Origin of the sequence: Streptococcus pseudopneumoniae, from assembly GCF_001068775.1 — a bacterium.
GTDB lineage: Bacteria > Bacillota > Bacilli > Lactobacillales > Streptococcaceae > Streptococcus > Streptococcus pseudopneumoniae_N.
On sequence record NZ_JWAJ01000123.1, the window covers coordinates 22,243 to 41,318 of the forward strand.

General features: G+C 41.3%; 18 protein-coding genes and 1 riboswitch. Of the genes, 17 read left to right on the forward strand and 1 reads right to left on the reverse strand.

From position 1 onward, the window contains the following. Positions 1-162: 162 nt before the first annotated feature. The 10 genes from uvrA (at position 163) to ADF68_RS06885 (ending at position 11,412) form a co-directional block, all read left to right on the forward strand. Positions 163-2,994 (forward strand): excinuclease ABC subunit UvrA, encoded by a 2,832-nt coding sequence (gene uvrA / locus ADF68_RS06840; RefSeq protein WP_049549167.1) that lies wholly within the window; start codon positions 163-165, stop codon positions 2,992-2,994. Further along, positions 2,987-4,048, forward strand: coding sequence for a M24 family metallopeptidase (locus ADF68_RS06845; protein ID WP_049549168.1), 1,062 nt, complete (start codon positions 2,987-2,989; stop codon positions 4,046-4,048). Before uvrA ends, ADF68_RS06845 begins: the two co-directional genes overlap by 8 nt. Positions 4,049-4,100: 52 nt before the next feature. Beyond that, positions 4,101-4,254, forward strand: a riboswitch (M-box (ykoK) riboswitch). Positions 4,255-4,446: 192 nt separating this feature from the next. Then, on the forward strand, positions 4,447-7,107 hold the full coding sequence (gene mgtA, locus ADF68_RS06850; protein ID WP_049549169.1) for a magnesium-translocating P-type ATPase: 2,661 nt from the start codon (positions 4,447-4,449) through the stop codon (positions 7,105-7,107). Positions 7,108-7,242: 135 nt separating this feature from the next. After that, positions 7,243-7,641 (forward strand): transcriptional regulator Spx, encoded by a 399-nt coding sequence (gene spx / locus ADF68_RS06855; protein WP_000591164.1) that lies wholly within the window; start codon positions 7,243-7,245, stop codon positions 7,639-7,641. Between the two features lie 66 nt (positions 7,642-7,707). Beyond that, complete coding sequence (locus ADF68_RS06860) at positions 7,708-8,280, forward strand: SP0191 family lipoprotein (RefSeq protein ID WP_000737513.1); 573 nt, start codon at positions 7,708-7,710, stop codon at positions 8,278-8,280. Between the two features lie 96 nt (positions 8,281-8,376). Next, a complete protein-coding gene (locus tag ADF68_RS06865) occupies positions 8,377-8,643 on the forward strand; it encodes an IreB family regulatory phosphoprotein (protein WP_000507060.1) in 267 nt (88 codons plus the stop codon). A gap of 3 nt (positions 8,644-8,646) precedes the next feature. Further along, positions 8,647-9,066, forward strand: a complete 420-nt coding sequence (gene ruvX / locus ADF68_RS06870; protein WP_049549170.1) for a Holliday junction resolvase RuvX — start codon at positions 8,647-8,649, stop codon at positions 9,064-9,066. A 15-nt stretch (positions 9,067-9,081) separates the two neighbouring features. Further along, the gene (locus ADF68_RS06875; RefSeq protein WP_000017624.1) at positions 9,082-9,387 is read left to right on the forward strand and encodes a DUF1292 domain-containing protein; all 306 of its coding nucleotides are present in this window, start codon (positions 9,082-9,084) and stop codon (positions 9,385-9,387) included. Positions 9,388-9,649: 262 nt separating this feature from the next. After that, complete coding sequence (locus ADF68_RS06880) at positions 9,650-10,900, forward strand: bifunctional folylpolyglutamate synthase/dihydrofolate synthase (protein ID WP_049549171.1); 1,251 nt, start codon at positions 9,650-9,652, stop codon at positions 10,898-10,900. An 86-nt stretch (positions 10,901-10,986) separates the two neighbouring features. Then, entirely contained in the window at positions 10,987-11,412 is a 426-nt protein-coding gene (locus ADF68_RS06885) for an SP_0198 family lipoprotein (protein ID WP_049549172.1), read from the forward strand. 134 nt (positions 11,413-11,546) lie between these two features. Here the strand turns inward: ADF68_RS06885 and ADF68_RS06890 are convergent, their stop codons facing one another. Continuing rightward, on the reverse strand, positions 11,547-12,359 hold the full coding sequence (locus ADF68_RS06890) for a Cof-type HAD-IIB family hydrolase (protein WP_049549173.1): 813 nt from the start codon (positions 12,357-12,359) through the stop codon (positions 11,547-11,549). 196 nt (positions 12,360-12,555) lie between these two features. Between ADF68_RS06890 and ADF68_RS06895 the strand changes: the two genes are divergently transcribed. The 7 genes from ADF68_RS06895 to ADF68_RS06925 all read left to right on the forward strand — a co-directional run bounded on the left by ADF68_RS06895 (position 12,556) and on the right by ADF68_RS06925 (position 18,970). Continuing rightward, a complete protein-coding gene (locus ADF68_RS06895) occupies positions 12,556-13,977 on the forward strand; it encodes an NCS2 family permease (RefSeq protein ID WP_049531200.1) in 1,422 nt (473 codons plus the stop codon). An 86-nt stretch (positions 13,978-14,063) separates the two neighbouring features. Then, positions 14,064-14,507, forward strand: coding sequence for a tRNA (adenosine(37)-N6)-threonylcarbamoyltransferase complex ATPase subunit type 1 TsaE (gene tsaE / locus ADF68_RS06900; protein WP_049549193.1), 444 nt, complete (start codon positions 14,064-14,066; stop codon positions 14,505-14,507). Beyond that, complete coding sequence (locus tag ADF68_RS06905) at positions 14,497-15,018, forward strand: GNAT family N-acetyltransferase (RefSeq protein WP_049549174.1); 522 nt, start codon at positions 14,497-14,499, stop codon at positions 15,016-15,018. The genes tsaE and ADF68_RS06905 overlap by 11 nt, the downstream gene beginning before the upstream one ends. Positions 15,019-15,022: 4 nt before the next feature. Continuing rightward, positions 15,023-16,060, forward strand: a complete 1,038-nt coding sequence (brpA, locus tag ADF68_RS06910; protein WP_049549175.1) for a biofilm formation/cell division transcriptional regulator BrpA — start codon at positions 15,023-15,025, stop codon at positions 16,058-16,060. A gap of 79 nt (positions 16,061-16,139) precedes the next feature. After that, positions 16,140-17,408 carry a competence/damage-inducible protein A gene (locus ADF68_RS06915; protein WP_049549176.1) on the forward strand — a complete coding sequence of 423 codons (1,269 nt, stop codon included), beginning with the start codon at positions 16,140-16,142 and terminating at the stop codon, positions 17,406-17,408. Between the two features lie 41 nt (positions 17,409-17,449). Further along, the gene (gene recA, locus ADF68_RS06920) at positions 17,450-18,604 is read left to right on the forward strand and encodes a recombinase RecA (RefSeq protein ID WP_049549177.1); all 1,155 of its coding nucleotides are present in this window, start codon (positions 17,450-17,452) and stop codon (positions 18,602-18,604) included. A 171-nt stretch (positions 18,605-18,775) separates the two neighbouring features. Next, positions 18,776-18,970 (forward strand): PspC domain-containing protein, encoded by a 195-nt coding sequence (locus ADF68_RS06925; RefSeq protein ID WP_049549178.1) that lies wholly within the window; start codon positions 18,776-18,778, stop codon positions 18,968-18,970. Positions 18,971-19,076: the final 106 nt, after the last annotated feature.

Here is a 19,076-nt window from a genome sequence, read left to right on the forward strand (position 1 = left end):
TTAGTAATTTTTATTAAAAAGCGCGTGATATAAGGCTTAGGGAACCCTAAGGGAACATAAAAAAATAAGTTTTTAATTGTACTACAAAATCAGCTTTTTTGGTAATAGAATTTCACTTTTTTTGGTATAATGGAAAGCAACAATGGACTAGAAAGAAGTAACATGCAAGATAAGATTGTCATCCATGGGGCACGCGCCCATAATTTAAAAAATATTGACGTGGAAATTCCACGAGACAAGCTAGTTGTGGTGACGGGGCTGTCGGGTTCGGGCAAATCCAGTCTTGCCTTTGATACTCTTTATGCAGAAGGGCAACGCCGCTATGTAGAGAGTCTATCAGCCTACGCTCGTCAGTTCTTAGGGAATATGGAAAAACCAGATGTGGATTCTATCGATGGTCTCAGCCCTGCCATTTCCATTGACCAGAAGACGACCAGTAAAAATCCTCGTTCGACGGTTGGGACAACGACGGAAATCAACGACTATCTCCGTCTCCTCTATGCTCGTGTAGGAACACCCTACTGTATCAACGGACATGGGGCTATCAAGGCTTCGTCTGTCGAACAGATTGTAGACAAGGTTTTGGAATTGCCAGAGCGTCAGCGTCTGCAGATTTTGGCTCCTGTTATTCGTAAGAAAAAGGGTCAGCATAAGACGCTGATTGAAAAGATTCAAAAGGATGGTTATGTTCGTGTCCGTGTCGATGGGGAAGTCTATGATGTGACCGAAGTGCCTGAGCTGTCTAAGAGTAAGCAACATGATATCGATGTCGTGGTTGACCGTATTGTCATCAAGGAGGGTATTCGTAGTCGTCTCTTTGATTCGATTGAAGCAGCCCTTCGTATCGCAGAAGGTTATGTGGTCATCGATACTATGGATGATTCAGAGATGCTCTTTTCAGAACACTATGCTTGTCCAGTTTGCGGCTTTACAGTTCCGGAACTAGAACCTCGTCTTTTTTCCTTCAATGCTCCGTTTGGTTCTTGTAGTGAGTGTGATGGGTTGGGGATCAAGCTAGAGGTTGATACGGATCTAGTAGTGCCAGATGCTAGTAAGACCCTTGGTGAGGGAGCATTGGCACCTTGGAACCCTATCTCTTCTAACTATTATCCAAATATGCTAGAACAAGCCATGACAGCCTTCGGAGTGGACATGGATACTCCTTTTGAGGCCTTGTCAGAGGAGGATAAGAATCTCATTTTCTATGGTTCAGATGGTAAGGAATTCCATTTCCACTATGAGAATGAATTCGGCGGAGTTCGCGACATCGACATCCCTTTTGAAGGAGTTGTCAATAATATCAAGCGTCGCTATCATGAAACCAATAGCGACTACACCCGCACCCAGATGCGCCTCTACATGAATGAGCTGACTTGCGGAACCTGTCACGGTTATCGTCTCAATGATCAGGCCTTGTCTGTCCGTGTGGGTGGCGAGCAAGGGCCACATATCGGAGAAATTTCAGATCTGTCTATCGCAGACCACTTGGACTTGGTGAGCCAGCTGACCTTGTCTGAAAATGAAGCGATTATTGCTCGTCCCATTCTCAAGGAAATCAAGGACCGTTTGACCTTCCTTAATAACGTGGGTCTTAACTATCTGACCCTGTCTCGTTCAGCAGGAACTCTTTCAGGTGGGGAGAGCCAGCGTATTCGTTTGGCAACCCAGATTGGTTCTAACCTATCTGGCGTCCTTTATATCCTAGATGAGCCGTCCATCGGTCTTCACCAGAGGGACAATGACCGCCTGATTGCCAGTCTGAAAAAGATGCGTGATTTGGGCAATACTCTCATCGTGGTAGAACACGATGAAGATACCATGCGAGAGGCTGATTATCTGATCGACGTCGGTCCTGGTGCAGGGGTCTTTGGTGGAGAGATTGTAGCAGCAGGAACGCCCAAGCAAGTGGCTCGCAACAGCAAGTCTATCACAGGTCAGTACTTGTCAGGCAAACGTGCCATTCCAGTGCCAGAAGAGCGTCGTGTCGGTAATGGTCGTTTTATCGAAGTGACGGGAGCGCGTGAAAACAACCTACAAAATATCACTGCTCGCTTCCCTCTCGGAAAATTCATTGCGGTGACAGGGGTGTCGGGTTCAGGGAAATCGACCCTAATCAATAGCATCCTCAAAAAAGCTATTGCTCAAAAACTAAATCGCAATTCAGACAAACCTGGGAAGTTTAAGACTATTACAGGAATCGAGCATATCGACCGTCTGATAGATATTGACCAAAGTCCAATAGGACGAACACCGAGGTCTAATCCCGCTACTTATACAGGTGTTTTCGATGACATCCGAGACCTTTTTGCTCAGACAAATGAAGCCAAGATTCGAGGCTACAAGAAGGGTCGTTTCAGTTTCAACGTTAAGGGTGGTCGCTGTGAAGCCTGCTCAGGTGACGGGATTATCAAGATTGAGATGCACTTCTTGCCAGATGTTTATGTTGCTTGTGAAGTCTGCCACGGAACCCGTTATAACAGTGAGACCCTAGAAGTTCATTATAAAGAAAAAAATATCTCGCAAGTTTTAGATATGACTGTCAACGATGCGGTGGAATTCTTCCAACATATTCCCAAGATTCAACGTAAACTTCAGACTATCAAGGATGTGGGACTTGGTTATGTGACATTGGGGCAACCTGCTACCACCCTTTCTGGGGGAGAAGCTCAGCGTATGAAGCTGGCTAGTGAACTCCACAAACGATCGACAGGAAAATCTTTCTACATTCTGGATGAGCCGACGACAGGTCTTCATACCGAGGATATCGCTCGCTTGCTCAAGGTTTTGGCTCGCTTTGTCGACGATGGCAATACAGTCCTTGTTATCGAGCACAATCTGGATGTTATCAAAACAGCAGACCATATTATCGACTTAGGACCAGAAGGTGGTGTTGGTGGCGGAACCATTATCGCAACAGGAACACCAGAAGAAGTAGCTACTAATGAAGCTAGCTATACAGGACAGTATTTGAAAGGAAAGTTACATCATGAATAAACGTGTGCAAGCATTTTTAGATAAAATGGAAGAAAAAGAATTAGATGGAATCATTATCAACAACCTTAAAAATGTCTACTATTTGACAGGTTTTTGGGGTTCAAATGGTACGGTCTTTATCAGTCGTGGCCGTCAAATTTTGGTGACGGATGCCCGCTATATCATCGCTGCTAAGCAAGAAGTTACTGGTTTTGAGATTTTTGCAGAGCGTGACGAGTTGGCTACTATCGCAAAAATTGCGAAAGACATGGGTCTTTCTCGTATCGGGTTTGAAGACGAAATCTCGGTTTCTTATTACCACCGCATGCAAGCCGCTTTTGAAGGTTTGGAACTAGTTCCACAAACTCAGTTTGTTGAAGCGCTTCGTATGATAAAGGACGAGACAGAGATTGCGACTATTCGTAAGGCTTGTTCAATATCAGACCAAGCTTTCCACGATGCACTTGAATTTATCAAGCCAGGGAAGACTGAGATTGAAATTGCCAACTTCCTTGATTTCCGTATGCGTGAATTAGGAGCGGCAGGTTTGTCTTTTGACACAATCTTAGCGAGTGGCATCAACTCTTCTAAACCCCATGCTCACCCAATGCACAAGCCAGTAGAACTAGGCGAAGCTATCACTATGGACTTTGGGTGCCTTTACGAGCATTATGTGAGTGACATGACAAGAACTATCTACCTCGGTCATGTCAGCGACGAGCAGGCAGAGATTTACAATACAGTTCTAAAAGCCAACCAAGCTCTGATTGACCAAGCTAAGGATGGCTTAGGTTGCCGTGACTTTGATAAAATCCCTCGTGATATTATTGTGGAAGCAGGTTATGGACAATACTTTACACACGGTATTGGACATGGTATCGGGCTTGATATCCACGAAGAACCTTACTTCAGTCAAACTTCAAAAGAAGTTATCAAAACTGGTATGGTCTTGACTGATGAACCGGGTATTTATATTGAAGGTAAATACGGGGTTCGTATTGAAGACGACATCCTGATTACAGATACCGGTTGTGAGTTATTAACCCTTGCTCCAAAAGAATTGATTGTGATCTAAGAAAATGAGATAAATCGTTGACTTTTATTAGTTAAAGGTTTATACTGAAAGGCGAAAACGGTAGGTGAGGCTACCATAGGGATACGGATGACTACCGCAAAGCAGTGGAGACACTACTCGTTGGTCAACAGTCCTGGTCGCGAAGGTCAAGACTAAGATCATTACATCGCCCTATGGAGTTAAAGCTTGAACGAAAACAGATCATAAGTTTTTTAGTCCTGCCATTTTATGGCAGGATTTTCTGCTGTTTTAGAACAAAGAAAGGAGACAAACGATGCAAATTGACGATCATCCAGAACCGCACATACACAGCCAATCGCTGATTTGTGTCGTTTTGTCCTTATAAAGCGATTGGTTTCTGTGTATGAAATTATCATTCATACAGATAGGAGAAACCAATGAAAACTACAAAAGAAAGACTAGCAGCAGCTATTCAAACCCCATTAAAAGATAGTCTAGCTTTTTACCATACAAGTCTAAAAGGCTTAGACCAAGAACAAGTCGAAGAAAACCGTGACCTGTATGGTGAAAACACCATTACCAAGGGTCAAGAGGATTCCATCTTTAAGAAGATTTATGAGTCCATTATCAATCCTTTCACAATCATTTTGCTTGTGATTGCCTTTATTTCTCTCGTTACAAACGTTTGGCTTGCCAAACCTGGCCAAGAGGACCCAACTACCTCTATCATTATTGTTGTCTTAGTCTTGATATCAGGAGGCATCCGTTTTGTCCAAGAGTTACGGAGCGACAAGGCGACAACCAATCTTTCAAAAATGATTGTCAACACGGCAACTGTCATTCGTGATGGTCTGGAACAAGAGTTGCCAATCGATGAGTTAGTTGTGGGAGACCTCGTGAAATTGAGTGCTGGAGATATGATCCCAGCTGATATTATCTTATTTGAATCCCGTGACTTTTTCGTTCAACAGTCAGGTTTGACTGGAGAAAGTGATGCAGTCGAAAAACTTGCTTTAAATAAAGCGACTAGTCAAGATGTAGATAGCCTCTTAGAAGCAGAATCTTTGGCATTCATGGGGACAAACGTTATCTCAGGAAGTGCTACAGCTATGGTCCTAGCAGTTGGGGATGACACCATGATGGGAGCCATCGAGCAAACTCTCAACACCTATGATGAGCCAACTTCTTTTGAACGTGAAATGAACAGTATTTCTTGGCTCTTGATCCGCTTGATGCTTGTCATGGTTCCGATTGTGTTTTTTGCAAATGGTTTAACCGATGGAGACTGGCTAGAGGCTGGAGTATTTGCCTTGAGCGTGGGTGTCGGACTGACACCAGAAATGCTTCCGATGATTATTACAGCCAGCTTAGCAAAAGGTTCCATTATCATGGCCAAGGAAAAGGTAGTCATCAAAAAACTAAATGCTATCCAAGACTTAGGAGCAATCGATATCCTTTGTACGGATAAAACTGGAACTCTAACGCAAGATGAGATTGTCTTAGAATATCCCTTGGATATCCATGGTGATTTGGATATGGCGGTCTTAAGAAGAGCTTATCTAAATTCACATTTCCAAACAGGTTTGAAAAACTTGATGGACCGTGCCATTATCAGTAGAACTGAAAAAGAAGTTAAGGAACACGCTATCCTACAAAATCTAGACACCAGCTTCCAAAAAATCGACGAACTACCATTTGATTTTGAACGTAGACGCATGAGTGTTATCGTCAAAGATGATAGCAATGTTGTTAGTATGGTGACCAAAGGCGCTTTAGAAGAAATGTTGAACATTTCGACACATGTGGAATATCGTGGAGAAATAATCCCTATTACGGAAGGTATTCGCCAAGAAGTACTGGCAGAAGTTGGTCAATTAAACCGTCAAGGCTTGCGTGTCTTAGGTGTTGGCTACAAATCAGGTTTACGTGAAGACTATGCCTATGCTGTGGATGATGAAAGTGATATGATCCTTACGGGTTACCTTGCCTTCTTGGATCCACCAAAACCATCTGCAGCACCCGCTATCCAAGTCCTACTTGAGCATGGTGTCAGAACAAAGATTTTAACTGGGGATAATGAAAAAGTAACCCAGGCCATCTGTGAAAAGGTTGGTTTGGATGTTGAGCAGATGCTTTTGGGAGCTGATATTGACCAAATGACAGACCAAGAGTTGGCAGAAGCGGTTGAAAGTGTAACAGTCTTTGCCAAATTGTCTCCTGACCAAAAAGCGCGTATCATTCTACAGTTAAAGAGAAATGGTCACGGTGTTGGTTATATGGGAGATGGTATTAACGATGCCCCATCCATGAAGGTGGCAGATGTCGGTATTTCTGTAGATACAGCAGTCGATATCGCCAAGGAAACAGCGGATGTTATCTTGCTAGACAAGGATCTCATGGTTCTTGAAACTGGTATCGTTGAGGGCCGTAAGGTCTACGCCAACATGACCAAATATATTAAGATGACCGTTAGTTCAAACTTTGGGAATATCTTCTCACTCCTTGTTGCGAGTATCTTCTTGCCATTTTTACCAATGGCCCCTGTTCATCTCATTGTCCTAAACCTAGTCTACGATTTATCTTGTGTGGCATTGCCATTTGATAATGTGGATCAAGATTTCCTCAAACAACCCCATACATGGGAAGCAAAATCCATTACGCGATTTATGGTTTGGATGGGACCAATCTCATCTGTTTTTGATATTTTGACCTTTATCTTCCTCTACTTTATCATTGTTCCTTTGGTGACTGGCCATCATTATGTTCATGGGTCAGAATCTGCCCTTCAGTTTATTATCTTGTTCCAAACAGGATGGTTCATCGAATCTATGTGGTCTCAAACCATGGTCATCCATATGCTTCGTACAGCAAAAGTTCCTTTTGTACAAAGCAGACCAGCTTGGCTTGTGATTTTGATGACACTGGTTGCAGCCTTTTTCGTAACCAGTCTACCTTATGGACCGCTAGTAAATATCCTTCGTCTAGCACCCTTAGGACTTCCTTACTTCTTGTTCTTAATCTGTATTATTTTCTTGTATATGTTTAGCGTTACAGTTATTAAGGAGTTTTACATTAAGAAGTATAAAGAATGGTTATAGTTCGTATTTTGTCAAGAAAAAAGTTCAAAAATTGCCAAAAAAGTTAAAATTTTTTAAAAATAGGTCGCAAGTCCGATGTTTTTTATGGTATAATAGTCTAAACTGATAGTAACATGTAGCGAAAGGGGTAGGTACATGATTAAAATTTATACAGTCTCAAGTTGTACTAGCTGTAAAAAAGCGAAGACCTGGCTCAATGCCCACCAGTTAAGTTATAAAGAACAAAACCTTGGTAAGGAAGGAATTTCGAGAGAAGAACTACTTGATATTTTGACAAAAACAGACAATGGAATTGCAAGTATCGTATCATCGAAAAATCGTTATGCAAAGGCCCTTGGTGTTGATATCGAAGATTTGAGTGTGAATGAAGTGCTCAACCTGATTATGGAAACACCACGTATCTTGAAAAGTCCGATTCTTGTAGATGAAAAACGTCTACAAGTCGGCTATAAAGAAGACGATATCCGTGCCTTTTTGCCACGCTCTGTCCGTAATGTGGAAAATGCAGAAGCGCGTTTACGTGCGGCTCTATAAAACATCAAGGCTGGGAGTGACTCCTGGCCTTCTCTAATATTTAAATTGGATAACATGTGAGGATTTATGAAAAAGTTAGTCATCGGAACATTCGCAGCACTATTTTTGCTCGTTGGATGTGGTCAGAAAAAAGAAACAGCAGCTTCAACTACTGAGAGTTCTCAGGAAGCTCTACAGTCTACCTTGCCCGTATTAGAAAATGCAACCAAGAATACAGTTGTTACTAAGACCTTGGTTTTGCCAGCTGATGAGAGTGGAGCACAGCAAACTCAAATCATTACTTACAAAGGCAATCAATTTTTAAGCTTGACCATTCAGCAGAAACGTCCTGTATCAGAAGATTTAAAAAATTATATTTCTGAACGTGGATTAGACGAAGCTAAAAAAGCTCTTAAAGAAGCTGAGGACAAGGATGAATCTGTGCAGGCAGCTCGAAAAATTTCAGGCTTTACCATTGAAACGACTCTTTTAAATGAGAAAGAAATGGAAACCAAGACTAGCTATGATTTCCAAACACTGGATCTCAAAAAAGCAAGTGAAAACGAATACTTGAAGAATGTTGGACTGGAAAATCTATTGAAAAACGAACCAGAGGACTATATTGCTAATCGTGTTGCAAATGGGGCAACAGTCCAGTAAAAAGTCAGAGAAAATCAGCAGAATCAGACTGTGTGATTTGTAGAACGACCGCGAATGTGCTATAATAGTACTATTCTAAGGAAAGAGGGTGTTAGAATGGGATTTACTGAAGAAACCGTACGTTTTAAATTGGACGATTCCAATAAAAAAGAAATCAGTGAAACATTGACAGATGTCTATGCTTCTTTGAATGAAAAGGGCTATAACCCTATTAACCAGATCGTGGGCTATGTTCTCAGTGGAGACCCAGCTTACGTTCCTCGTTATAACAATGCACGAAATCAAATCCGTAAGTATGAGCGAGATGAAATCGTTGAAGAACTGGTTCGCTACTACCTTAAAGGACAAGGAGTCGATCTATAATCTATGAGAATTATGGGATTGGACGTTGGCTCCAAAACGGTAGGAGTAGCGATTAGCGACCCGTTAGGTTTTACGGCACAAGGACTTGAAATCATCCAAATCAATGAAGAACAAGGTCAGTTTGGTTTTGATAGACTTGAGGAGTTGGTTGATACATACAAGGTGGAGCAGTTTGTTGTCGGTTTGCCTAAAAACATGAACAACACAAGTGGCCCACGGGTGGAAGCTAGCCAGGCATATGGCGAGAAGTTGGTAGAGCTCTTTGGCTTACCGGTAGATTATCAAGATGAACGCTTGACTACGGTTGCTGCTGAGCGTATGTTGATTGAGCAAGCAGATATTAGTCGCAATAAGCGTAAAAAAGTTATTGATAAATTAGCTGCTCAATTGATTTTGCAAAATTATTTAGATAGAAAATTTTAAGACAGAGGAGAAACTATGTCACACGATCACAACCACGATCACGAAGAACGTGAACTTATTACACTTGTAGATGAGCAAGGAAACGAAACTTTATTTGAAATCCTTTTGACTATTGACGGAAAAGAAGAATTTGGTAAAAATTATGTTCTTCTTGTACCAGTTAACGCAGAAGAAGATGAAAACGGCGAAGTTGAAATCCAAGCTTACTCATTCATCGAAAATGAAGATGGAACAGAAGGCGAATTGCAACCAATCCCTGAAGATTCAGAAGATGAATGGAATATGATTGAAGAAGTCTTCAACAGCTTTATGGAGGAGTAAAAACATCCAGTGGATGTTTTTAGCCTGACGCTAAAAATAAAAACCGTCAGTAAGTTCGGGGGATGTTTTTAGCCCAGCTCCTTGAATTAAGAGAGAGCTGGTAAGTTTGGGAGACTGTATCAGCCCTGCTTCTAGAAAGAAGAAAAAGCAGGAACGTCCAGTGGACGTTTTTAGCCTGACGCTAAAAATAAAATTTAGCTAGTATCTAGCAAAATGAGTAAAAAGCGAAGAGAATCTTCGCTTTTTTGTTAAGGAGATAAGCATGATTGAAGTAGAAAAATGGCTTCATAGTCGGATTGGATTGAATTTTAGATCAGGATTGGGACGGATGCAAAGAGCAGTAGATTTGCTGGGGAATCCTGAGCAAACCTATCCAATTATCCATGTGACAGGGACAAATGGCAAGGGGTCAACTATTGCTTTTATGAGGGAGCTTTTTGCTAGTCATGGAAAGAAGGTGGGGACCTTTACTTCGCCTCATATTGTTAGCATCCATGACCGTATCTGCATTAATGGCGACCTCGTATCGGACGCAGATTTTATTCGTTTAGCAGATCAAGTCAAGACGATGGAGCAAGAACTTCTAGAAACTCACGATCAGCTATCCTTTTTTGAGTTGCTGACCTTGATTGCTTTGCTCTATTTTAAAGAGCAAGAAGTAGATTTAGTCCTACTGGAAGTTGGGATAGGTGGACTTCTTGATACTACCAATGTCGTGACAGGTGAAATTGCAATCATCACATCAATCGGCCTCGATCACCAGGAGACCTTGGGCGATAGTTTAACAGCAATTGCAGAGCAGAAGGCAGGGATTTTTAAGTTAGGCAAGTCAGCCGTTATTGCCAACTTAGCACCGGAAGCACAGATTGTTTGTCAAAAGATTTCGGAAGATTTAGGTGTGACTCTCTATCAAGCTGACAAAGATTTTTCTTTCAAATCAGGAGATTTTTCTTCTTCTCTAGCGGATTTGACCCAATTAAAACTAGGATTGGAAGGAGCTTATCAAGAGGAAAATGCAGCTCTTGCCTTGCAGACTTTTCTACTATTTATGGTACAAAGAAACGAGAAAGTAGATCAAGAACCAGTACGTGCTGCCTTGCAAGCTACTAAATGGGCTGGAAGGCTAGAAGCTGTCACTGAGCACATTTATCTAGATGGGGCTCACAATTTACCAGCTCTAGAGCGTTTGGTTGAGTTTATCCAGGAAAAAATTCAGCAAGGGTATCAACCTCAAATCCTATTTGGTGCCCTAAAGCGGAAAGATTATAGTGGAATGCTTACTTATTTAACAGAGCATTTACCTGATGTAGATCTCTATGTTACGAGTTTTGACTATCAGGGTTCCTTGGAAGAGCAAGACTTTGGAGATTATACAAGCATTGCTTCATATCGAGATTTTATAGATAATTTTGAGAGTTCTGCAGAGGAGAAAGACTTGCTATTTGTGACAGGATCTCTCTATTTTATATCAGAGGTTCGCGCTTGTTTCATGGCCTCAGAGTCATTTGATTGACCCTCCTATCTTTATTTGTTATAGTAGAGTTGTGGTGGCTCAGCAGGGTTATTCTGATTTTAAGCTACTAAAAGAAAGGAGACATCATGTCACTAAAAAAATTCACACTTTCTCTTGCTGCTTTGGCAAGTCTTAGTCTCTTGGTTGCTTGCTCCCCAAAAACGCAGTCAACTCCTTCCTCTCAAGCAAGTACTAGTGCAGAAGCGAGCACTAGTCAGAAATCGGAAACATCTGCTTCTAGTTCAACAGCTAGTTCAGTAACTAATATTGATGGAACCTATAAAGGGCAAGATGAGGGAGATAGCATTACTCTCGTAGTTACTGGTAATACTGGAACATGGACAGAAGTAGAACCTGATGGCGATCAGGAAATTAAAAAGGTCACCTTCGAACCAGAGAGTCAGCGAGTCTTTATTGGAGATGATATCAAGGTTTATGTAGCTGATGGCAATCAAATGATCATTGATGATATGGATCGCGAAATTTCTGATCGTATCGTTCTAAAAAAATAGACATCTTTTGTAAGGATTTGAATCTCGTTAACACGGATTCGAGTCCTTTTTTCTTTAATCGATTTTTGGCATAAAAAATCCATACGATTAAGGTAGCTATTTTCTACCAAAAAAGTATGGAGGGATAGTTTTTATTAAAGGAACTGCTCTTGTAAAAAGTGAGCGACTCCGTCTTCTTCGTTGGTTAGTGGTAATTGCTCGTCTGCGAAAGAAAGTAGAGCGGGATTAGCATTTTTCATGGCATATCCTCTACCTGCAAAAGAGAGCATTTCTTGGTCATTGTGTTCGTCACCAAAGGCAATCAGGTTCTGTCTGTCTATATTCATGACATTTAGAAGGTATTCAAGGGCAAAGGCCTTGTGAACACCTTTTGGAGTACATTCAAGAATGTTCAAGGGACCGCCCCAAGTATTGATATTAAGTTGATGCTTGTAAAAGCTAGTCATCTCTTCTGCTAGTGCATATTTATCGTCTGCCCTAGTTTGTAATAAAATACAGTTAGGCCCCTTAGTCACTAAGTCAGACTTGAATTGATTTTCAGGGCGAAAGTTTTCAACACCAAACAATTTAGGATCGGCAATTTCCTTGTCTGGGGATGTAATGTAAAACTTTTTACGGTATTCACCTGCGATAAAATCGGCCTCGATTTCCTCTTTTCGTAGAACCATATCTAAGAGATACTTTTTATCAACAGTCAGGCATTTTTCATGGGCCCAAACCTTACCAGGTAGGTGTGTAAGGGAACCATTGAAATTGATCATAGGCGTTTCAAGTTCAAGCTGATCATAAAAATCTTTAGCCATACGATAAGGGCGACCTGTTGCAATCACGACATGGTGGCCTTTTTTAGATATTTGTTTGATAGTATCTTTGGTAAAATCCGATAGTTTACTTTCGCCGTTAAGTAAGGTTCCGTCCAAGTCGACGGCAATCATTTTTTTAGTCATAAGATCCTCCCGAATCTAGTTTCAGATAAGATGTTTTCTATTATATCAAAAAGCGGAGAGAAAAGCTGACTCTAAGTGAAATGCGGGAGAACAATATCTATTAGTTTTTTTTAATTTTTAAAAAAACACCTTGAAAAGGTGAATGATTGATGATATAATGGTTCTATTGTTCGTAAAATGACAAAGGAGATTAAAAATGGACAAACTATTTAAACTAAAAGAGCACGGGACAGATGTCCGCACAGAGGTTCTTGCTGGTTTAACAACTTTCTTTGCAATGAGTTATATTCTCTTTGTAAACCCTCAAATGCTTTCACAAACAGGAATGCCTGTTCAAGGTGTGTTCTTGGCTACAATCATTGGTTCTGTTGTGGGGACTTTGATGATGGCCTTCTATGCTAACTTACCATATGCGCAAGCTCCAGGTATGGGACTCAATGCCTTCTTCACATTTACCGTCGTATTTGGGATGGGTTATAAATGGCAAGAAGCTCTTGGGATGGTCTTCATCTGTGGGATTATTTCATTGATTATTACATTGACCAATGTTCGTAAAATGATCATTGAGTCTATTCCTACAACTCTTCGTTCAGCGATTTCAGCTGGTATTGGGGTTTTCCTTGCTTATGTTGGGATTAAGAATGCTGGTCTCTTGAAATTCTCGATTGACCCGGGTACTTATACAGTAGCAGGTGAAGGAGCAGATAAGGCTCAAGCAGCACTTACTGCAAACTCAGCAGCTGTTCCAGGATTGGTAGATTTCAACACGCCAGCTGTCTTGGTAGCTCTTGCAGGTCTTGCCATTACTATCTTCTTCGTTGTTAAGGGGATCAAAGGTGGTATCATCCTTTCTATTTTGACAACGACAGTTCTTGCCATTGCTGTTGGTCTTGTTGATTTGTCTAGCATTGACTTTGCAAGCAACAATCTTTCATCAGCAGTTAACGATCTAGGAACTTTGTTTGGTGCTGCTCTTGGGTCAGAAGGTTTGGGTTCTTTGATTTCAAACACTTCTCGTTTGCCAGAAACCTTGATGGCCATTCTTGCTTTCTCATTGACAGATATTTTTGATACTATCGGTACTCTTATTGGTACTGGTGAAAAAGTTGGTATCATTGCGACAAGTGGTGAAAACAATGAGTCAGCTAAATTGGATAAAGCTCTCTACTCTGACTTAGTTGCAACTTCAGTAGGTGCCATTGCAGGTACTTCAAACGTTACAACTTATGTTGAGTCTGCAGCAGGTATCGGTGCTGGTGGGCGTACTGGTTTGACAGCTTTGGTTGTTGCCATCTGTTTTGCTCTATCAAGCTTCTTTAGCCCACTTCTAGCAATCGTTCCAACAGCTGCAACTGCACCAATTTTGATCATCGTTGGAATTATGATGCTCTCTAACTTGAAAAACATTCCTTGGGATGATATGGCTGAAGCTGTTCCAGCTTTCTTCACATCTATCTTTATGGGATTCAGCTACTCAATTACACAAGGGATTGCCGTTGGTTTCTTAACTTATACTTTGACGAAGGTTGTCAAAGGTCAAGTGAAAGATGTGCATGTCATGATTTGGATTTTGGATGCCTTGTTTATCTTGAACTACATCAGTATGGCTCTTAACTAATGATAAAAACTAAAAAAAGAGGGGAGTCTCCCCTTTTTTTGTTGATGGAAATATCACAAAATAAAACTTTTTGGTATAATAAGTACATGTACACAAAAAATGAAGATGAGTTGATTGCACTTGGAGAAAAGCTAGGGCACTTGTTAGAAAAAAATGATGTATTGATTTTGACTGGTGAGTTAGGTGCTGGGAAAACAACGCTAACAAAGGGTCTGGCTAAGGGATTAGGCATTCATCAAATGATTAAGAGTCCTACTTATACCATTGTTCGAGAATATGAAGGACGTCTACCCCTGTATCACTTGGATGTTTATCGTATCGAAGGGGATGCAGATTCTATCGATTTGGACGAATTTCTTTTTGGATCAGGTGTAACGGTTATTGAGTGGGGACATCTATTGGGTGAGGATCTCCCTTCAGATTATCTGGAGTTAGAAATCCTAAAAAAAGATGAGGGGCGAGAAATGCTCTTTCATGCTCATGGTCAAAGGGCAACAGAACTTTTGAAAGGATTGACGGATGGAGTATGATCTTTTAATCCGTGAAGCGGAAACCCAGGATGCTTCAGAAGTCATTACTCTCTTAGATCAAATTGGTCAAGAGTCTAATTTTACCAGTCTGGATGAAAATGGGATTGCAATGACTGAGTCTGAAATGCAACATTTTTTGGATAAGCAGGCCCAGTCGGATAATCAAATTACCCTACTCGCTTTTTTGAATGATGAGTTAGTAGGAATCATCAATACAACAGCTGATCAACGTCCGCGAGTCCGTCATATTGGAGATGTCTTTTTAGGAATAAAAAAAGCTTACTGGGGAAATGGTCTCGGTAGTATCTTGTTGGAAGAAACTATTGAATGGGCCAAATCAAGTGGTAGTATTCGACGATTACAATTGACAGTTCAAAAAAGAAATCTTGCTGCGGTGCATCTGTATGAAAAAATGGGCTTTATCATAGAAGGATTACAGGAACGTGGTGCTTGTATAGAAGGAGGAGAGTTTCTAGATGTTTACCTAATGGGTCAACTGATAGACGAATAAGAGTATGGTAAAAAAAATAATTGGAATGTTTTTAGGTTTGGTCCTTGTGACAGTGCTTGGTGTGGGAGCTTATGCCTATACGATCTACCAACAGAGTACACAGACTTTGGCTAAAACCTATAAAAAAATCGGTGAAGAAACCAAGGTCATTGAAGCGACCGAACCTCTGACGATTTTGCTTATGGGCGTGGACACTGGGAATGTTGAACGTACAGATCCATGGGCTGGTAATAGTGATTCAATGATCTTGGTCACAGTGAATCCTAAAACTAAGAAGACAGTCATGATGAGTTTGGAGCGTGATATTCTCACACAAATCCAGCAACCAGATGGTAGTGTAATGGAGGCTAAACTCAATGCCGCCTATGCTAATGGTGGTGCAGAGCTGGCTATTTCAACTATTGAAAAGATGATGAATATCCACATCGACCGTTATGTGATGGTCAATATGCATGGTCTTCAAAGAATGGTTGATGCCGTAGGTGGTATTACAGTGAACAATACACTTGGCTTCCCAATCTCTATTCAAGATCAGGAACCTTTTAACACGATTTCGATTGGAGTCGGTGAGCAAACCCTCAATGGTGACGAAGCCCTTGTTTATTCACGCATGCGTTATCAGGATCCTGAAGGGGACTATGGTCGTCAAAAACGTCAGCGTGAAGTGATTCAAAAGGTTGTCGAGAAGATTCTTAGTTTGAATAGTGTGAGTCATTATCAAGAGATTCTGAAGGCTCTTAGCGATAATATGCAGACAAATATCGAAATTACAACGACAACGATTCCTCAGTTGATGGGTTATCAAGATTCATTTAAAAATATTGAGTCTCAACAATTGCGTGGAGAAGATGCAATGCTTCAAGGGACATCTTACCAAATCGTGACATCTGAGCATATGTTAGAGATGCAAAATCTTTTACGCCGTTCGCTCGGGCAACCAGAGGTTACGAATTTGGAGACTAATGTAGTCTTGTATGAGAATCTTTATGGTCAGGGTCAGTTGCCTCAATCTACTAGTGTTGCAGTAGAAGAATTAGAATAATAGGAGACTATCCATCAAATCGTAGGAATTTTCCTGCGATTTTTTCAAAGAAATCCGAATAGGTAAGTAGGAGGAAAAAATGAAAGCAGAAATTATAGCTGTCGGGACAGAGATTTTAACGGGTCAGATTGTCAATACCAATGCTCAATTTTTGTCTGAAAAGTTGGCTGAAATTGGCGTGGATGTCTATTTTCAGACTGCTGTGGGAGATAATGAAAGTCGTCTCTTATCTTTGTTGGAGCTCGCTAGCAATCGTAGCAATCTGGTCATTCTAACGGGAGGTTTGGGTCCGACGGAAGATGACTTGACCAAGCAAACTGTGGCCAAATTTTTGGGCCGAGATTTGGTTTTTGATCCTCAAGCTCAGGCTAAACTAGATCGTTTTTTTGCTCAAAGACCAGACTATGCTCGTACTCCTAACAACGAGCGCCAAGCGCAAATCATCCAAGGTGCGACCCCGCTACCAAATGAAACGGGTCTAGCAGTAGGTGGCATGATTGAAGTGGCTGGGGTAACCTACGTCGTTCTACCAGGACCTCCAAGTGAATTGAAACCTATGGTCTTAAATGAGCTGCTTCCGAGATTGACAACGGGCTCTAAACTCTATTCACGTGTGTTGCGTTTCTTTGGGATTGGTGAGAGCCAGTTAGTGACCATTCTATCAGATTTAATTGACCAGCAGACAGATCCAACTTTGGCACCTTATGCTAAAACTGGGGAAGTGACCCTTCGCTTATCGACCAAGGCTAAGAGTCAAGAAGAAGCGGATCGTGTTCTAGATGCTCTAGAACAAAAAATCCTTGAAAAAGAAACCTTTGAGGGTGTTTCACTTCGAGAAATTTGCTATGGCTATGGGGAAGAAACCAGCTTGGCTAGCCTGGTAGTAGAAGAGTTGAAAAAGCAAAAGAAAACCATCACTGCAGCAGAAAGCTTGACTGCAGGTCTTTTTCAAGCTACTTTGGCAGATTTTTCAGGTGTGTCTGCTATTTTTAAAGGTGGTTTTGTGACTTATAGCCTTGAAGAAAAAGCAAAAATGCTTGATATTCCACAGGCTGAATTGGAAAAATATGGAGTTGTATCGGCTTTTACTGCTGAAAAAATGGCTGAACAAGCGCGCATCCAAACCCAGTCAGATTTTGGAATTAGTTTGACGGGAGTAGCTGGGCCAGATAGTCTAGAAGGACATCCAGCAGGTACAGTCTTTATTGCTTTAGCGCAAGCTTCGGGTACAGAAGTTATCCAGGCTAATATCGCAGGTAGAAGTCGTGCAGATGTGCGAGAAATTGCAGTCTTACATGCCTTTAACCTAGTTCGCAAAGCTTTATTAAGTGCTGGAGATTTGTTATAATAGAAGAAGGTCTAAGGACTATTAGAATACAGGAGAATAAAATGGCGAAAAAACCAACAAAAAAATTAGACGAAATTGGCAAAAAATTTGGTGCTGATCGTGAAAAAGCCTTGAACGATGCCCTTAAATTGATCGAAAAAGACTTCGGTAAGGGGTCAATCATGCGCTTGGGTGAGCGTGCCGAGCAAAAGGTCCAAGTGATGAGCTCAGGTTCTTTGGCTCTTGATATTGCACTCGGATCAGGTGGTTATCCAAAGGGACGTATCATTGAAATCTACGGACCAGAATCATCAGGTAAGACAACAGTTGCCCTTCATGCGGTAGCGCAAGCCCAAAAAGAAGGCGGAATTGCTGCCTTTATCGATGCAGAGCACGCTCTTGATCCAGCCTATGCAGCAGCGCTTGGAGTTAATATCGATGAATTGCTCTTGTCACAACCAGACTCAGGGGAGCAAGGTCTTGAAATTGCTGGGAAATTGATTGACTCAGGTGCGGTTGACCTTGTTGTTATCGACTCAGTTGCAGCTCTTGTGCCTCGTGCGGAAATTGATGGTGATATCGGAGATAGCCACGTTGGTCTTCAAGCTCGTATGATGAGCCAGGCTATGCGTAAACTCGGGGCTTCTATTAACAAGACAAAGACAATTGCTATCTTCATCAACCAGTTGCGTGAAAAAGTAGGGGTTATGTTTGGAAATCCAGAAACAACTCCTGGTGGACGCGCCCTTAAATTCTATGCTTCAGTCCGTTTGGATGTGCGTGGAAGTACACAAATCAAGGGAACTGGTGACCAAAAAGATACGAGCGTAGGTAAGGAAACCAAGATTAAGGTTGTTAAAAACAAGGTAGCTCCACCATTCAAAGAAGCCTTTGTTGAAATCATGTATGGTGAAGGGATTTCAAGAACTGGTGAGCTTTTGAAGATTGCAAGTGATCTTGACATCATCAAGAAAGCAGGAGCATGGTACTCTTATAAAGACGAAAAGATCGGTCAAGGTTCTGAAAATGCTAAGAAATACTTGGCAGATCATCCAGAAATCTTTGACGAGATTGACCACCAAGTTCGTGTCAAGTTTGGCTTGATTGAAGATGATGCAGTGGCCGATGAAAAAGTTGCACCTGTGGAATCAGAAGTAGCTAATCAAGAAGTGACTCTTGACCTTGGCGATGAGCTTGAAATCGAAATTGAAGATTAAAAAGTAAAAGTGGTGGAGGCATCCCCACTTTTTCTGTTATCTTGGACTAAAGAACTGAAACAATGAGGGGATATAGTTTGCTAAAACTAGAATCTTCTGATAAAAATTAGCAAGACTATTGAAAAAGATTTGATGATAAATTAAAAGAAAAATTAGTATAAGGAGATTCTTATGGAAAAACGTTTAGTTCGTAATGTTCAAGATAAAAAAATTGCTGGTGTTTGTGCAGGTCTTGCTGACTACTTAGATATTGATGTAACGCTTGTTCGTGGACTTTGGATTCTTTTCACATTGCTAGGTGGATCAGGAATTCTTGCTTACCTCATGCTTTGGCTCATCATGCCAGAAGCTGGAACAGAAGCGTAAACTTAGTGCATCTTTATGAGACAAATCATGATAAGAGAGTGGGACAGAAATCGGTAATTCGTTAGAATTCGATTTCGTCGTCCCACCTCCGCACAGTTGAGTAGGG

What these genes read in the sequence shown, in the direction of transcription:
- ADF68_RS06845 (WP_049549168.1), top strand. Translation starts at nt 2,987, where the DNA reads ATGAATAAACGTGTGCAAGCATTTTTAGATAAAATGGAAGAAAAAGAA.
- ADF68_RS06905 (WP_049549174.1), top strand. Translation starts at nt 14,497, where the DNA reads ATGGAGTATGATCTTTTAATCCGTGAAGCGGAAACCCAGGATGCTTCA.
- ADF68_RS06880 (WP_049549171.1), top strand. Translation starts at nt 9,650, where the DNA reads ATGATTGAAGTAGAAAAATGGCTTCATAGTCGGATTGGATTGAATTTT.
- ADF68_RS06925 (WP_049549178.1), top strand. Translation starts at nt 18,776, where the DNA reads ATGGAAAAACGTTTAGTTCGTAATGTTCAAGATAAAAAAATTGCTGGT.
- ADF68_RS06890 (WP_049549173.1), bottom strand. Translation starts at nt 12,359, where the DNA reads ATGACTAAAAAAATGATTGCCGTCGACTTGGACGGAACCTTACTTAAC.
- brpA (WP_049549175.1), top strand. Translation starts at nt 15,023, where the DNA reads ATGGTAAAAAAAATAATTGGAATGTTTTTAGGTTTGGTCCTTGTGACA.
- ADF68_RS06895 (WP_049531200.1), top strand. Translation starts at nt 12,556, where the DNA reads ATGGACAAACTATTTAAACTAAAAGAGCACGGGACAGATGTCCGCACA.
- ADF68_RS06885 (WP_049549172.1), top strand. Translation starts at nt 10,987, where the DNA reads ATGTCACTAAAAAAATTCACACTTTCTCTTGCTGCTTTGGCAAGTCTT.
- recA (WP_049549177.1), top strand. Translation starts at nt 17,450, where the DNA reads ATGGCGAAAAAACCAACAAAAAAATTAGACGAAATTGGCAAAAAATTT.
- spx (WP_000591164.1), top strand. Translation starts at nt 7,243, where the DNA reads ATGATTAAAATTTATACAGTCTCAAGTTGTACTAGCTGTAAAAAAGCG.
- mgtA (WP_049549169.1), top strand. Translation starts at nt 4,447, where the DNA reads ATGAAAACTACAAAAGAAAGACTAGCAGCAGCTATTCAAACCCCATTA.
- ADF68_RS06860 (WP_000737513.1), top strand. Translation starts at nt 7,708, where the DNA reads ATGAAAAAGTTAGTCATCGGAACATTCGCAGCACTATTTTTGCTCGTT.
- ruvX (WP_049549170.1), top strand. Translation starts at nt 8,647, where the DNA reads ATGAGAATTATGGGATTGGACGTTGGCTCCAAAACGGTAGGAGTAGCG.
- ADF68_RS06875 (WP_000017624.1), top strand. Translation starts at nt 9,082, where the DNA reads ATGTCACACGATCACAACCACGATCACGAAGAACGTGAACTTATTACA.
- uvrA (WP_049549167.1), top strand. Translation starts at nt 163, where the DNA reads ATGCAAGATAAGATTGTCATCCATGGGGCACGCGCCCATAATTTAAAA.
- ADF68_RS06865 (WP_000507060.1), top strand. Translation starts at nt 8,377, where the DNA reads ATGGGATTTACTGAAGAAACCGTACGTTTTAAATTGGACGATTCCAAT.
- ADF68_RS06915 (WP_049549176.1), top strand. Translation starts at nt 16,140, where the DNA reads ATGAAAGCAGAAATTATAGCTGTCGGGACAGAGATTTTAACGGGTCAG.
- tsaE (WP_049549193.1), top strand. Translation starts at nt 14,064, where the DNA reads ATGTACACAAAAAATGAAGATGAGTTGATTGCACTTGGAGAAAAGCTA.